General features: G+C 48.7%; 13 protein-coding genes. 5 read left to right on the top strand and 8 right to left on the bottom strand.

What is annotated here, in order from left to right; genetic code table 11:
* Positions 1-46: 46 nt before the first annotated feature.
* Positions 47-1,378: a PQQ-dependent sugar dehydrogenase gene (locus tag ICL07_RS22605; RefSeq protein WP_246485137.1), complete on the bottom strand. Its 1,332-nt coding sequence runs from the start codon at positions 1,376-1,378 to the stop codon at positions 47-49.
* A 364-nt stretch (positions 1,379-1,742) separates the two neighbouring features.
* Here ICL07_RS22605 and ICL07_RS22610 point away from each other — a divergent pair, with 364 nt between their 5' ends.
* From ICL07_RS22610 to ICL07_RS22620, 3 genes are all read left to right on the top strand, one after another.
* Positions 1,743-4,847 carry a TonB-dependent receptor gene (locus ICL07_RS22610; RefSeq protein WP_223152058.1) on the top strand — a complete coding sequence of 1,035 codons (3,105 nt, stop codon included), beginning with the start codon at positions 1,743-1,745 and terminating at the stop codon, positions 4,845-4,847.
* 90 nt (positions 4,848-4,937) lie between these two features.
* The gene (locus ICL07_RS22615) at positions 4,938-5,294 is read left to right on the top strand and encodes a S41 family peptidase (protein ID WP_188090321.1); all 357 of its coding nucleotides are present in this window, start codon (positions 4,938-4,940) and stop codon (positions 5,292-5,294) included.
* The gene (locus tag ICL07_RS22620; protein WP_188090322.1) at positions 5,279-6,007 is read left to right on the top strand and encodes a GNAT family N-acetyltransferase; all 729 of its coding nucleotides are present in this window, start codon (positions 5,279-5,281) and stop codon (positions 6,005-6,007) included. Before ICL07_RS22615 ends, ICL07_RS22620 begins: the two co-directional genes overlap by 16 nt.
* Before the next feature lie 2 nt (positions 6,008-6,009).
* Here the strand turns inward: ICL07_RS22620 and ICL07_RS22625 are convergent, their stop codons facing one another.
* On the bottom strand, positions 6,010-6,831 hold the full coding sequence (locus ICL07_RS22625) for a tetratricopeptide repeat protein (RefSeq protein ID WP_188090323.1): 822 nt from the start codon (positions 6,829-6,831) through the stop codon (positions 6,010-6,012).
* A gap of 135 nt (positions 6,832-6,966) precedes the next feature.
* Entirely contained in the window at positions 6,967-7,488 is a 522-nt protein-coding gene (locus tag ICL07_RS22630; protein WP_188090324.1) for a VOC family protein, read from the bottom strand.
* A 903-nt stretch (positions 7,489-8,391) separates the two neighbouring features.
* Between ICL07_RS22630 and ICL07_RS22635 the strand changes: the two genes are divergently transcribed.
* Positions 8,392-9,204 carry a S41 family peptidase gene (locus ICL07_RS22635; protein ID WP_188090325.1) on the top strand — a complete coding sequence of 271 codons (813 nt, stop codon included), beginning with the start codon at positions 8,392-8,394 and terminating at the stop codon, positions 9,202-9,204.
* Between the two features lie 49 nt (positions 9,205-9,253).
* Here ICL07_RS22635 and ICL07_RS22640 read toward each other — a convergent pair whose 3' ends face one another.
* Together ICL07_RS22640 and ICL07_RS22645 are read right to left on the bottom strand one after the other, a co-directional pair.
* Entirely contained in the window at positions 9,254-10,411 is a 1,158-nt protein-coding gene (locus ICL07_RS22640) for a threonine synthase (RefSeq protein WP_188090326.1), read from the bottom strand.
* 61 nt (positions 10,412-10,472) lie between these two features.
* Positions 10,473-11,372, bottom strand: coding sequence for a LysR family transcriptional regulator (locus ICL07_RS22645; RefSeq protein WP_188090327.1), 900 nt, complete (start codon positions 11,370-11,372; stop codon positions 10,473-10,475).
* 97 nt (positions 11,373-11,469) lie between these two features.
* Between ICL07_RS22645 and ICL07_RS22650 the strand changes: the two genes are divergently transcribed.
* The gene (locus ICL07_RS22650) at positions 11,470-12,645 is read left to right on the top strand and encodes an acyltransferase family protein (RefSeq protein WP_188090328.1); all 1,176 of its coding nucleotides are present in this window, start codon (positions 11,470-11,472) and stop codon (positions 12,643-12,645) included.
* On the opposite strand, the gene ICL07_RS22655 is transcribed toward ICL07_RS22650, so the two are convergent.
* From ICL07_RS22655 to ICL07_RS22665, 3 genes are read right to left on the bottom strand one after another with little or no spacing between them, the layout of a single operon-like run.
* Positions 12,646-13,317, bottom strand: a complete 672-nt coding sequence (locus ICL07_RS22655; RefSeq protein ID WP_188090329.1) for an ABC transporter ATP-binding protein — start codon at positions 13,315-13,317, stop codon at positions 12,646-12,648.
* Positions 13,318-13,319: 2 nt separating this feature from the next.
* Positions 13,320-14,582, bottom strand: coding sequence for an ABC transporter permease (locus ICL07_RS22660; protein ID WP_223152060.1), 1,263 nt, complete (start codon positions 14,580-14,582; stop codon positions 13,320-13,322).
* Positions 14,579-15,676 carry an efflux RND transporter periplasmic adaptor subunit gene (locus ICL07_RS22665; protein WP_188090330.1) on the bottom strand — a complete coding sequence of 366 codons (1,098 nt, stop codon included), beginning with the start codon at positions 15,674-15,676 and terminating at the stop codon, positions 14,579-14,581. The genes ICL07_RS22660 and ICL07_RS22665 overlap by 4 nt, the downstream gene beginning before the upstream one ends.
* Positions 15,677-15,683 lie beyond the last annotated feature (7 nt).

Genomic DNA, 15,683 nt, shown 5'->3' on the forward strand with positions numbered 1-15,683 from the left:
ACGCCTCCTTTACAGGGAGGCGTCTTTTTATCGTTATGCCATGTTGTTATGGTTGTTTGTAGATAATCCGGTAGATAGTACCCATTTTATCATCAGACACGTACAGGGAGCCGTCCGGGCCTTGTGCCAGTCCGCAGGGGCGGTGGGCGGCATCACCAGGAGCAGCGATATTGTCTTTACCTGCAAATCCTTTGGCAAATACTTCCCATTTACCGGAAGGAGCACCGTCTTTGAACGGCACAAAAGCCACGAAGAAACCTTGCTGTGGTTCCGGAGCCCTGTTCCAGGAGCCGTGGAAGGCTATGAAAGCGCCGTTCCTGTAACGTTCAGGGAACATGTTACCGGTGTAGAACAACAAGCCGTTAGGCGCCAGGTGGCCCGGGAAGGTGGCTACCGGATCGTCGTATTTGTCGGTGACGGCCTTTTTACCGTCGCCGCCATATTCAGGGGCAACGATCTTTTTCTGCTGGAACTGATCGTAGTAAATATAAGGCCAGCCGCAGTTAGCGCCGTCATGCAGTTTGTACATGGTTTCGGCAGGCAGTTCGGCTGATTGTTTAGCGTCATACAGTTCGGGGTAGAAGTCATGCAGGTTATCGCGGCCATGCTGCATTACGAAGAGGGTGTTGGCCTGGTTGTTCCAGTCGAGGCCTACCACGTTGCGCAGACCGGTAGCGTAGCGTTTACCATTATGATAGCCCTGGTGGAGCTCGCCCGCTTTAAACTGCCAGATACCGCCGGCAGAATCCAGCAGGGGACAGGGCTGCATGCCCGGAGAACCTTTGGTACGGTCTTTTTCCTGGCAGGCATTGGATGGGGCGCCGATATTCACATACACGTTACCGTTATTATCGAACGCAAGGGATTTTGAATTGTGTTGTCCGCGGTCAATCAGGCCGCTGACAATGGTGTCCGCATGTTGGGGATCGGCGACTTCCTGCTGCTCGTTCAGCTTGTAACGGAACACGCTGGTGTTGGAAGAGGCATACAGGTAGCCGTCTTTAATACCGATACCGGTGCCAACGTAAGGGCCAAATGAATTCCGTTCATCAGCCCGGCCATCGCCGTTTTTGTCGGTCAGCACTACGATACCGTTGCCGTTAACCAGGTTTTCCAGCTTTACATATACCACGCCGTTTTTATTTACGGCCAGGTGCCGTGCGTTGCCGGTGCTGTCAGCAAAGCGGAGGGCGCCGAATCCGGCAGGTAATTCCAGGCCTGCGTTGCCATTGTCGGCGGTAGGCCCTTTCGGTGTTTCATGCTGAGGGGTGTTGTTGCAGGCGTGTAACAACAGCATGGCGGAAGGCAATAAAAGGCCCAGGGCTATGGTCCTGAGTATCCGTTTGTCAGCCTTCGTTGGCCGTAATCCTGTTTTCATAGTATTGTATTTAGTGCAAATTAAGTGGATTTCCTATGCGCATGACCGTAGTCAACTCTAAAAAGTACGAAAATATTGGAAGATCACTAAAAAAATGTGTTTCACGGTTTTACCGCTGAATTTGTTTCAATTTGTTTTATTTGTTTTCTTTTATGGTTTTTATTTATTATTTTTCTATTCGTATTCAACCAAAAAGCGAAACGCCTTTCTGTGGGTTAATGTGAATTTTACGTTATGAATAGGCGTAGTGGTGTGACTTTCACAATGCTGTAATTATTTTCACCCACCTGAAAAATTTCAAAACCATATGAAACCTGTCTGTCACTTTCTTTTTTTCTTGTCTGTATTGACATGTAGCCTTTTTTTGCAGCCAGCGGAGGCCCAAACCACACAGGCGTCCATACAGGGCACTATTACGGGCGAAAATAAACAACCGGTGCCCGGCGCTTCGGTGATCATCCGCAACGAGTCTACCGGTTTTACCAGCCGTACCATCTCCAATGTCAAAGGCGATTTTGTATTCAAGGAGCTGCCACTGGGCGGGCCTTATACGATCGTTGCCCGTTACATGGGCTTTGAAGACGAGAAAAAGACCGGCTATAATCTCAACCAGGGCGATGTGATAGGCGTCAACTTTACGCTCGGTTCCAGCGTAAAGCAGATAGCAGGGATCACGGTGACGGGCAATGCCAATGCAAAAGGCAAGGTGGAGAACCTGGGCGCGGCCACCTCCGTGTCTCCCAAGCTGATGAACAAGATGCCTGTTAACGGCCGCAATTTCGCCAACCTGATGGACCTTTCCCCGCTGAGCAGAGGCGGAAATATATCCGGTCAGCTGGGCTCTTCCACCAACTTCTCTATCGACGGTATGACCGCTAAGAACCCCACGTCAGCCGGCGCCACTACCAGCCGCAGCGGCGCGCCGTATTCCATTTCCATTGAGGCGGTACGTGAGTTCAAAGTGGTGACCAACCAATACGACGTGACCTATGGCCGTAGCGGCGGCGGTACCGTAAGCGCTGTTACCAAGTCCGGTACCAACACCCTCACCGGTTCCGTGTTCGGTTTTGGCCGGGCTAACTGGCTTACCAGTCAGTACGACATTAAAGGGAACAAACGCGCCAACGACTATTCTACCTACCAATTCGGTTTCTCGCTGGGCGGACCGATCATCAAAGACAAGCTGCACTTTTTTGTTACCTGGGACCGCCAGGTAGACAAGCGCTCCCTGGTGATTGCAGACATACAGACGCCCGCAGATGAGGACTTTTTCAAAATCACCCGGGCCAAACTGGATTCCGTGGTACAGATAGGAAGGGAAAAATATGGCATATCACCTACGCAGGCACAATACGGATCTTTTGATAAAAAGCGTATATCCGATGCCGTATTTCTGCGCCTCGACTGGCAGCTCAACAAAAACAACCTGCTGACCATCCGTAATAACCTCACCAATGATAACAACAAGCTGGGCCTGGTAGATAATACGCCTATCAATCTGTATGAATCAACCGGGAATGATTTTAACTTCGACAACAGCTTCCTCGTAACGCTGCGTTCGTCCATCAACCCTAAACTGACGAACGAACTGAAAGTTCAGCACCTGTATACCCGTCAGAGCAGCGAACCCGGTGACCAGCTGCCTAAGTCCAATATTCCCCGGGGCATCATAGAAAACATTAGTTCTGTTACCGCCACCGGCAACCGCTCTACGAATGTTGAGTTCGGCGGGCATCGCTTCGCGCAGGAAACTTTTACAAACAACGTTTTGCAGCTGGTAAACAACCTGTATTACAACACCAACAACATCCGCTATACATTCGGGGTAGACTTCATGTACACGCATGCCCGCTCCCTGTATGGCAGTGAAGTGAACGGCCGTTTTCACTATAATACCATTTCCGCTTTCCTGGCCAACACACCCTATAATTTCTATCGTGAAGTACCGTTGGTAGACGATCCCAGCGTGGTTTCCAAAATCTTCAATGTCGGTTTTTACGGACAGCTGCAGACGAAAATCGCCACCGGTATGGAAATTACAGCCGGTCTCCGGGGCGATTACGCACATTACCCTACTTCACCGTTCAACCAGTTGGTGTTTGACGAGCTGGGGGTGCGGACAGACAATAAACTGCGCTCCTTTATCATCCAGCCACGGTTCCAGTTGACCTGGGACGTGCAGGAAAAACACCGTGACTATATTCGTTTAGGCGCCGGCGTATTTGCCTCCGACCTCAACAACTATGTGGTGATCAACAACCTCACCTTCGACGGCAAACATTTCGGTACCGTGGACGTAAGAGGCGCCGACGTTCCGGCGGCGGACTTCACCGGGTTCCGCAATAACCCCGCTTCAAAACCCACAGTGGCGCAGGCCCAGATTCCTACCATCAATACTAACGGCCCCGATGCAAAAGTGCCGGTAGTATATAAAGCCAATATATCCTATACCCGCTTCATTACCGAAAGGCTGAGAGCCGGCATCACCGGATACCTTACACTGGCAAGGAACAATTACTTTTATGTAGACCGCAATATGGCTAAAACACCTTTCTTTACCCTGAAGGAGGAAGACAACCGCGGCGTATTTGTTCCGCTCGCCACGATGACTAAAGACGGTATCCCTAACTGGAAAGACGGCCGTATCAGCAACAAGCTGGGCCGCGTACTGGAATTGAACAGCGATGGAAAGGTGAATCAGATGGCAGTAGTGGTGGATCTGTCCTACAACTATTATAAAGATGGGGAAGTGTCCTTCAGCTACACCTGGAATGATACAAAAGACAATACTTCTTTTAATGGCAACGTGGCCAATTCCGCTACGCTTTCCCTGCCTGTTAAAGACGACCCGCGGAACCTGAGCAATATGACTTATTCAGACAACCAGTTCCGGCACAAAGTGGTGTTCTATGCGGTGTCTCCCACCTGGAAAGGATTTAACCTGGGCATACGTTATTCCGGTATAGGCGGTACACGTTATAGCCTGCTGTCCGGCGTGAACAGCAACGGTGATTTTGTCAACGGTACCAACGATCTCGCTTTTATCTTCGATCCCAACAACAGCGCCGTACCCAAGAACGTGCGCGATGGCCTGCAGGCAGTGTTGAACAATCCCAAAGCCAGCCCCAGCATCAAGGACTATATCCTGAGGTATGCAGGCAGAATGGCGGAAAGAAACGGCGGTATCAACGGCTTCTATGGCACTTTCGATCTGCGGGCGAGCAAGAAGTTCTCCTTCGGCAAAACAAAAAAACAGGGCTTCGAAGTTTCGGCCGACCTGTTTAACGTGGCCAACTTCTTCAATAAAAAATGGGGGACGTATAAAACCCTCGGCAACCAGGGACTCTATAAAAGAGAAGGCTTTGACGTGGCTAATCAGCGCTTTAACTACGGCGTAAATACAGACGGCTCCGTGGAGCCTACCGGTACTCCTTTCCAGTTCCAGATCGGCTGCAGATACAGCTTCTAGTCTGCCTGAAATAATAAGATCCTGGTTAAATTGTCATGATGCCAATGGACGATTTAACCAGGATCTTAACGTTAAGTCAATATACGACGAATGCGGTGGATACATTTATTTCTGACAGATTTGGTATCAGTATCGGGAAGCAGGATGTCTGATGTGATCGTTGATCTTCGTTACAATGCCGGTGGCAACCTGACGGAGCTGGACCGCCTGGCCAACCTGCTAACCCCTTTTGGCGCCGAGGGAAAAGTGATGCGCAAAGAACAATACAACCTCCTCGTTAAATCAGGAAAGACCTCCCTGCTGTTGAAACAACCTATTCCGGGAGCCGACGGTTTACCGATTTATTATAATGGGAAAGCAATTACCTGCGGAGAGGTGGATTATACGGAAGAAAAAAATACGGTATACTTTAATAAAGTTGGCGGGGATAAATGGCTAAATTTGTAATGGACCAATACAAACAGCTTTTGGAAACTATAGATGAACAATTACTGGACAATCCCGTCTGGAGCGCGCTGACGACCGTGCATGCGTCCTGGGCGGAAGGTACTTCCCATGCCAAAAGGTACCGCAGGGAATTCCTGTCTTTTATTGCATACGACCACAACGTTCCAGAACGTCTGGCCGACTTACAGCCATGGATAAACGAAGGTGAGTCCTTTTTCCTGATAGGCAAATTGCCGGAGTTACCGGCCAATTGGCAACCGGTATTTGAATTGCCCTGCGCACAGATGGTATTGCGGCAGAAGGTGGATATCCCGGCCCAAACACCGGCGGACATTGCCATGATGACCGCTGCTGACGCTGCGGATATGTCCGATCTGACGGGCCGCGTGCAGCCGGGTTATTATCAGCCGGACACACGTTTGCTGGGCACCTACTATGGTATCCGGCAGGAGGGACGTCTGGTGGCTATGGCAGGAGAACGGATGCGCATGAAAGGCTTCACCGAACTGAGCGCCATTGTTACCGATCCGGCCTATACGGGCAGAGGGTATGCACAGCAGCTGATCACCCGGTTGTGCGCGCAACACACCGCCGAAGGCATTACCTCCATGTTACATGTGTCTTTAGCCAATGAGCGGGCCATCCGGCTGTATGAGCACATGGGCTTTGTTACCCGCCGGGAAATCGTTTTTACAAAATTCGTTAAAGGGTAAAGTTATTTTTTATCTTCCCTGGGATACATGAAGGCACTTACCTGGTAAGGATACATCTCATATATCTGATTGTCTTCCGGGATAGTGTAACCTTGCTTGAAATCATCGTGGGCTTTCTGCATTGCGGCTTTTGCTTCGGCTGTCCGTTGCAGCCGCTGCAGGCAAAGCGCCTGATAATACCCGGCATCCGAAAATTGCTGATATAGTAATAAGCTATGGGTAAAGTGATTCAATGCTTCCGTGTACTTGCCTTGTTCATAGTCCACAATGCCCAGGTAGAAGGGATAGAGGCAATGTAAAGGCGCTTCCGTACCGGATTGCTGCCAGTTGTCCACACATTGCCGGAAATACGCCCTGGCGCTGTCATACTGGTTGAGTTGCAGGTAACACAGTCCCAGGTAAAAGTTATAGGGATGGTCCATCACGCCACTATGATAGCGGGCACGCTGCGCTTCTTTAAAATCTGCAATCGCCGCTACATATGACTTCTGAAAAATACACTTGATAAACGCCCGGTAATCGAGGTATTCTGCCGGATTGTAGGCGACGGCCTTATCAAGGTACACCATACCGGCTTCATACTTACGCTGTTTGAATAAAGGCATGCCTCTCAATTGCCACATGGTGGCATCCTGTGGCAGGAGTGCGAGACCACTGTCAAGCGCCTGTCCCCATTCCGGGGCAAAATAATGGTACCGGGTGGCGGCATCAAGATAATGTTTGTGAATGGAATCCCGTTGTTGAGGGGTGAAAAAGGTTGACTGGGCCTGGATTTCCGTTGCAAAAAAGAATAGTACCGGCAGGGAACAAAAAATGTATTTCATATGGATGTGCTTATGGATAACTATCCGGAAGTTAAACAATTGCCACAATTTCACAATAAGTAATATCATAACATGGAAACACCTGCGGTAGACTCATCTCCTGCAGGTGTTTCTGATAAAGTATATCCGTGACCGTTATTTTACGCCGACGGGTGCTCTATAGGCTTCTTCTATAGCTTTCAGCTCTATTTTCTTCATTTTGAAGATGGCATTCATCACCCGGCTAAGACGGTCTTTATCCTTGTCCATCAGCATTTCCTCCAGTTGTACCGGCGCTACCTGCCAGGAGAGCCCGAATTTGTCTTTCAGCCAGCCACATTGGTCTGCCTTGGGATCGCCGCCTTCCCGCAGCTTTTCCCAGTAGTAATCTATTTCTTCCTGGTTCGCACAGCGTACCATAAACGAAACCGCCTCATTGAATTTAAAATACGGACCGCCATTGAGACCAATAAAATGTTGCCCGTCCAGGGTAAAGTCAACGGTCAGCACAGAACCGGCCGGCATCCCGTGTATATCATGACCGGCATCGGTATAATGCGTGATATTACCGATGGAAGAATGTTGAAAAATGGAAGTATAAAACTTCGCGGCTTCTTCCGCTTCATTTGCGAACCATAAATGAGGTGTAATGCGTTGCGTGATGATTTTGTTTGCCATAACGATGCTATTTAGGAGAATGAGAAGTGTTTTAATGACATCCTAAAGGTAAAATGCTTCTCCCGGTCAGCCGGGGGGAGCAGGCGACTTTGTGAAGGGGTATTTGCGACATCCGGCGGAAATTTATACTTTAGACGGATGAACCGGCTACCCGAAAGACATTATACACTTATCAGCGCGCTCACTCCGGAAGAATTGCTGGTGGCGTTGAAGACGAGTCTGCGGCAAGAAGCTCCCCGTTGGCATAAATGGGGCTTCTCAGGCCGGCGCAGTTCTTTTAAAGGAACGATTAAAGGGAACACTTTCGTTATCAGTCGCGTACCCGCCGGAACCCGCAAGAATATAACCGTGCTGTTAACTGGTACCATAAAGGAATCTCAGTCGCAAACGGAGGTAGTCCTCCATGTAACAATGAAGCAGGAGGATGCAGGCTTTTATAGGGGCGGATTATGGGTGTTGATAGTGCTGTGTACAGCTCTCGTAGGATGGATGTATGTTCAATGGGGAATCCTGGGAAACCATAGCATGGCACCGTTGGGGTGTGGCTTGTTAGGGGCGTTGATGTTGATTTTATGGACTAGTCAGTTTGAATATGAGGAGTGGTTAGCCCTTAAGTTTATGCGTCAGGTAGGAGCGGTGAGGTTGAAAAATCGATGGCGATATTAAAGTGCTAATTAGAAAATAAAAATCTTACAAATAAGAAATAGATGTATGAATAGGCGTGTATTACTAGCCGGCTTTTTATTTGTTTCCGCATCATCGTTTGCGCAAACGTTTAAGAATGATAGCGTGAAAGCTTTTGTGGACAAGACAATTAGCCTGATGAAGGAAAATGCGATCAACCAGGAAAACATAGACCAGGTTAAACGCGACCTGTATAATAAATCCTCACAGCTTAGTTCCATGGATGAAGTGGCGCCTTTATATAAAGAAGTGTTTGAACAACTCAATGATCATCACGGAGGGTTGAAGTATAAGGGCAAAACATTCGGCTGGAGCAAGCCTGCAGCACTCAGTAACACCTATCTGAAAGAGAGAATTAAAGATGATAAAGTTGCCAGTGAGGCCATCAATGGGAAGATCGGCTACATCAGGATTCCTGGTAATAACGATTTTGCCTTTAAAAAAGTAGATAGCCTGGCCAATGACATTGTTTCGCATATCAATAGTATTGACAATGATAAAATCAAAGGATGGATTATTGATCTAAGGTTAAATACCGGGGGGAATATGTATCCTATATTACTGGGACTAAAAGAGTTTATTGGCGATAATATTGTCTTCGGCGGCTTTAGAAACGCTCAACATAAAGCGACCGGTAACTGGGAAATTAAAAACGGTAAAATGTTGATAGATGATGTTGAATTGGAACGGAAATCGGCTTTGAAGTACCCGGTAAAAAACAATATGCCCATCGTTATTTTATCTGGCTGTTATACCGCGAGTGCTGGTGAAATGACGGCTATCTCTTTTATAGGAAGAGCTAACACGTATATTGTAGGAGAGCCCACCGCCGGTTATACCACCGCTGTACAAGGATTTAAAATAAATGAAACTGCCGGGATTAACCTGGCTACCGATTATGTGGTGGATAGAAATCTTAAAATGTATAAAGCGAACATTATTCCGGATGTAGAGATTATAGGAGGAGATAATTTAGAAAATCTAAAAAAAGATCAGAAAATAAAAAAAGCTTTAACGTTGATTAAAAAATAGCGCAAGTTACTGGAGGCACAGGAAGAAAAAGACAGCGTCCATTAAAAATTCAACGGTATTTATACCAGGACCCGGTATTAAACAGCAACACCTGTTCGTCTTCCTGTACCCAATCCTTTTCAATCAGTTTTTTCAGGCCCATATAAGTAGCACTGCCTTCCGGAGATAATAAAATACCTTCTGCAGCAGCAATTTCAGAGATGCCTGCTTCCATTTCTTCTTCTGTAACGGTCAGGGCTTTGCCATCGCTTTGGCGGATGACTTCCTGCATCATGTCTTTGGCAAAAGGCTGCGGAACAGCCAGTCCATAAGCTTTGGAGGGATAACCATTAAAGTTATCAGGTAGGTTTCCGTTGTTGATATGCTGTACCATGGGAGCACAATTTTGAGATTGAATAATAATCATTCTGGGTAGTTTTCCGGAAATCCAGCCCAGTTGCTGCATTTCCCGGAAGGCTTTCCACATGCCTATCAGACCGGTACCGCCGCCGGTGGGGTAGATGATCACATCCGGCAGTTGCCAGTGCAGCTGTTCGGCTATTTCATAGCCCATTGTTTTTTTGCCCTCCAGCCGGTAAGGTTCTTTTAAGGTAGACATATCAAAACCGCCGGTTTCCTGTACCAGCTGCCGTGCCAGGCGGCCACAGGTGTCTATCAGCCCATCGGTGAGCAGTAATTCCGCGCCGTACAGCCGGCATTCTTCCTGTAATGTGCCCGGCGTAAGCCTTGGCATAATCACGGTCGCTTTCATGCCCGCTTTGGCACAATACGCACTGAGGGCGCCGCCTGCGTTGCCGGCAGAGGGCATGATACAATGGGTAACACCCAGTTCCAGCGCCTTGGAAACCGCTACGCTGATACCCCTGGCTTTAAAAGAACCGGTAGGATTTACACTCTCATCTTTCAATAATACGTGTACGCCTGTACGGGCGCTTAAGGTATGTAAGGTAGATAATGGTGTCCCACCTTCGCCCAGGCTTACAATATGACGGGGATCTGCTACCGGCAGCATTTCCCGGTACCGCCAAATGGTATGGTCCCGTCCTTTCAGGAAAGAAGGGTTCGTAAGGTCGCAGGAATAAGCGGTAACCAACGGTTGCTGGCAACAGGTAGCATAAGACTGCAGTACAGTCGCGTCATATGACTGCCCGCAACGGGGACACTGCAAGGCAATAGCGCGTGATATGTTTTTCCGTGTAAATGTCATTCCGTGTAAATGTAGGAATGACCTATAACAAATAGATGGTCTATTTGGTTATAACCTATAACTATTGGTTATATATGCTTCTGGCGTAGCGAATCAGTTTTTTATTCAGCTCACTGGTCTCACCCTTCCGCTGAATAAAGTAGAAACTTCTTTCTATATGTAATCCCTCGAAAAAAATTTCGGTCAGGTCGCCCTGCTTCAACTCCTTGAGGACAGATCGTTTGGGCAGGAAACCAATACAGCCGGATTCAATCAGGAAGTTTTTGAGCGCCTCAGTGCCGCCTAACCGCGCTTTTATCTGCAAAGCATCAATACCGGTCTTGTTTTTCTGCAAGGCGTCTTTCAGCGCTTCGAGGGTCCCGCTGCCACGCTCCCGCAGCGCCACAGGCATATGCAATACCTCTTTCAACGGATAGTGGCGCGTTTTAGAGAAACCACTCTTTCTGCCACAGACGGCAATTACCTGATCATTGATAAAAGGATGATACACCACATTGGTGAGTTTTCCCCGGCCTTCAATAATCCCCAGGTTAATATCCTGGTTCAGCAAGGCTTCCAGCACAATCTCGGCATTACGGTTCAGCAGGTTAATTTCTACCTGCGGATATTCCTGTTGAAAAACAGAGAGTACCTTAGGCAGAATATATAACGCCACGGTGGTACTGGCGCCCAGTTTCAGCAACCCCTTTGCCTGGTGTTTATCACTGAAAGCAGCCATTTCAAATTCTGTGTCCGCTTGTATATTAGCTACCTGCAACAACCGTTTCAGTAAAAAATGACCGGCGTCGGTCAGCGATATCTGAATACCCTTGCGCTCGAACAAACGCGTTCTGTAATATTCTTCCAGGTACTTCACATGTTTGCTGATGGCCGGTTGGGAGATAAACAGGGTCTGACTGGCTTTAGAGAAACTTTTCTCCCGGGCCACTTCTATAAAAACCTGATGGTGGGTAGAAAGCATATCGCTGAATTTATATTTACAATTTACATGAATGGTAGTGGCTGAAAAAAAATTTTTTCTACTTTTAACTGCACAAAAAATTCTCCCCTTTTTATTTATGTCTACCCATTCCCGGAACGCGGTACACGCGTTGCTGCCGAAGATCGCATCGCTGGATCATCTCCGCGCATTTGCTATTTTTTTCGTGTTTTACTATCATTACCGCATCTTCCCGCATCCGGATTGGCTCAATACGCCTGCACGTTTCGGCTGGACGGGCGTGGACCTGTTTTTTGTGCTCAGCGGCTACCTCATTTCGGGGCAACTTTTCAAGGGAATAGCTATCACGGGAACGGTACGACTAAAACCGTTTTATATCAAACGTTTTTTCAGGATTATACCGCCTTACTTGCTGGTACTGGTTTTGTATGTTTGTTTGCCCTCTTTTAGAGAGAAGGAAATGTTGCCGCCGTTATGGAAGTTCCTGACATTCACACAAAACTTCGGACTGGATCTTAAAACTTATGGGACCTTCTCCCATGCATGGTCCCTGTGCGTGGAAGAACAGTTTTATATCCTTTTTCCCTGCCTGCTTTCCTTATTGTTACACGTGAAAGCGGGGCATCGTGCTTTCTGGCTGATACCGGTACTTTTTATAGGAGGATTTGTCTGTCGTTGGTGGATATATACCTACCAGGTGTCTCCCATGGAGGAAAGCCCGGTTTATTGGGTAGTCTGGTACAAAGCAATTTATTATCCTGTCTACAACCGGTTAGATGGATTACTGGCGGGCGTGGCGATTGCGGCTTTGTTCCAGTTTAAACCACTGGTAAAAGAATGGGTCAATAAATTCGCGAACCTGTTTTTTGTGGCAGGGCTCGCGTTACTCACGGCAGCCTGGTTTGTGACGGAAAACAGTTTTTCGCAGGTAGCTACCGTATATGGTTTCCCGTTAGTATCTGCTGGGTACGGCCTGATCGTAGCGGCTGCCGTTTGTCCGCGTTGCTGGCTTTACAGCATCAATTCCCGCATCACCGCTTTCATCGCTGCACTATCTTATGCCATCTACCTGAGCCATAAAGGCGTAATCCACGTTACCCAGGAACTGCTGGGTTCCTGGGGGATGGCAAAAAACAGCGGCTGGATGATGTTGATCTGTTCCATCACCTGTATACTGGCAGCCTGGCTGATACGTATTGTGGTGGAAAAACCGGCGCTAAAAATAAGAGATCGTATTTTAGGTAAACAGGCGGTGACTTACGATGCGCCACAGTCCCGGCAGAAGGTCGCCTGACTACCCGGCAATCCTGCCATCTACCAGGTGAATCACCTTGTCGGAACGACGCGCAAAATCATCGTCATGCGTGACTGTTAAGATGGTCTGGCCTCTTTCGGAAGACAACTTCCGGAACAGGTCAAATACGATGGCGGCATTCTGACTGTCGAGGTTGCCGGTAGGCTCGTCACCCATAATAATCAGCGGATCATTGATCAGTGCACGGGCAATGGCTACGCGCTGTTGCTGACCACCGGAAAGCAACGACGCCCGTTTGGGGGCCTGGTCGCCTACGCCAAGCAGCTGCAACAGGTCTATGGCCCGGTACTCAATTTCATCGGGGGTATAACGGCCAAGCTTCAACGCTGGCAACATCACGTTGCGAAGCACACTGAATTCGGGCAACAGGTAATGAAACTGAAATACAAAACCGATGTGATGATTCCGGAAATCGGCCAGCCAGCGGTTGCGTTTGCCCTGCATCTCTTCGCCATTGATACGGATACTGCCTTCAAAAGCGGTATCCATGGTAGATAACAGGTACAACAAGGTGGACTTGCCACTGCCCGATTTGCCGGTGATGGATACAAAATGACCTTTTTCTATGTCGAAACTCAGGTCGGCCAATACCTGCATCCGGGTGGGCTGGTCAAAGTATTTATTGATATTCCTTACTTCTATCAGATTCATGATCATCCTCTTAAAATAGTGATAGGATCTACCTGGGCGGCTTTGCGCGAGGGCAGGTAACCGGCCAGGGTAGTGGTGAGAATGCCGAAAGTAAATCCGGTTACATAATACATGGCGCTAAAGCTGACCGGCAGGTGGTCCAGGGTAATCATGACATCACTCTTATACGGCATTTTGGAGATGCCATAAGCTGCCAGAAAACCAAATACCAGTCCCAATAAAGCACCGGTGAGACCAATAAACAACGCCTGCACCAGGAATATCCAACGGATGTCCGAATCCGAAAATCCCATGGCCTTCAGGATAGCGATGTCTTTCATCTTCTCGTAAATCATCATGGTCAGGATGTTGAAGATGCCAAAACCTGCCACCAGCAGAATGGTAACGGCTACGCCATATACGATCATTTTACGGAGTGCGTCCCCTTCCAGTAAGGCGGCGTTGTCCTGCTTCCAGTCGGAGCCGTGAAACCCGTATTTAGCCTGTAATTCCCGGGACATCGCCGGCGCCAGCTCCATATCATGCAGTTTTATTTTGATGTCGGTGATATAGGATACCGGCACTTCCAGGAACCGTTGCACGGTATTCAGGCTCGCATAACTCTGCTGCTTATCGATATCAGTCAGACCGGTCTTAAAAATGCCGACTACCTTCACAGAGAAATTGTTCCCCTTTTCGGTGGTGACTTCCATCCTGTCGCCGGTTTTTACGTTGAGCCGTCTCGCAAGCCCTACACCTAAGACGATGCTGTTGGGCAACGTCGACAGCTCTTTGAAGCTGCCATCCACCAGTTTGGCCTGTAGATTAAACAACGCGTTTTCCTGCTCGAAACGGATACCATTGATACTGCCGTTGATGGTGCTGGAACCGAGGCGGTAAAACACCTGGGTGCTGACAGCACCGGAAATAGCCGCTACGCGAGGGTCTTGCTGCAATGCCTGTACTATCTGCGGCCCATCTTTCAGGCTCAGCAGGATATCTTTGGGTTTTACATGGCTAACCACATTCACTGCGCCGGGATCGGCCCTGTCCATAATACTGGAGGAAGCCGTCTGTATTTCGTTGTACAGCCGCAGGTGAGGCGACTGTTCAAACGCTACCGCCTGTACGAAATCATTGGAGCCCTGTATAAAACTGACCATAAAAATAAACACAGTGATACCAAAGGCTACGCCGGCGGTGGCGATCACTGTTTGTTTCAGCCGGGCACGCATATGCGTAAACGCGATGGTGGCTGCGAGTTTAATATTGGTGAATATTTTCATCGTCCTTCTTTTATGGCAACTACATCGCCTGCTTTCAGACCGGATTTTATTTCTACCCAATCGCCACTGCGGATGCCGGTCACCACAGCGGTTTTATGCAGTTCCTTGCCCTGTTGCAGGTATACGCTGTCGCCCTTCATTAAATAATCGGAAGGCACCACCAGTCCGGTGACGCGCTCTCTCACCACGATGTTCGCTTCAACGGATGACTGCGGATAAAAAAGCGCGGTGTCCTGTACTGCAGCTTCTACCTGGAAGCTGCGACTTTCTTTCTGCAACAGCGGAATGATTTTATTGACAGTGGCCACAAACTGTTTGCCTTTGTAGACATCGGTTTCGAAATACACTTTCTGGTCCAGGCGTATTTTGCTGATGTCCCGTTCATCCACCAGCAGTTCCAGTTTAAAGCGGCCTGGTATGCCCACCATTACGATGGGATCATTGAGTTGGGCCAGTTCACCGGTTTTTAAGTATACTTTGTATACGCGGCCGTCTACAGGGCTTTTCAGCACTTTGCCTTCGCGGCTCTGCGAGGTGGCTGCAAGCTGTTGTTGAGCTTGCAGCAGTTTACCGGACAGGTCGTTTTGCAGGGACTTGTACTGGTCCTGCAGGGTTTTGTACTGTGTAGCGCTGCTGGCTGCCTGCACCCGGGCTTGCTCGGCGTCTTTTTCGGAGACGGCCTTGCTTTTGGCTAACTCCGTATAGCGATCAGCGTTAAGCGCATCCTGTTCCTGCTGGGTTTTGGCGAGTGCAATACGGTTTTTCAGTTCCGTCAGGGCTGCGGAACCAGCCTGAGCATTGCTGCCGGCCAGGGCTACCTGGCGATGGAGAATGTCTACCTGTTCCAGTTGACTGGGAGTGCCCAGCACGGCCAGTATTTCGTTTTGTTTTACGTTGTCACCTTCTTTTACTGGTACTTTCAGCAGCAGATCGGCGGAATTGGCTTTCAGAAAATAATAGGCTTCGGGCATGATTTCTCCGGAAGCATATACCGCTTCATTTAGTGTGCGGGACTGCACCGTATAGGTGGCCGTTTTGGATTTGCAGGCAAGGAGCAGCAGGCCTATTCCTGCGAGGGTGAGCAATGTTTTCATGCAGATC

Source organism: Chitinophaga qingshengii, assembly GCF_014529935.1.
GTDB classification, from domain to species: Bacteria; Bacteroidota; Bacteroidia; order Chitinophagales; family Chitinophagaceae; genus Chitinophaga; species Chitinophaga qingshengii.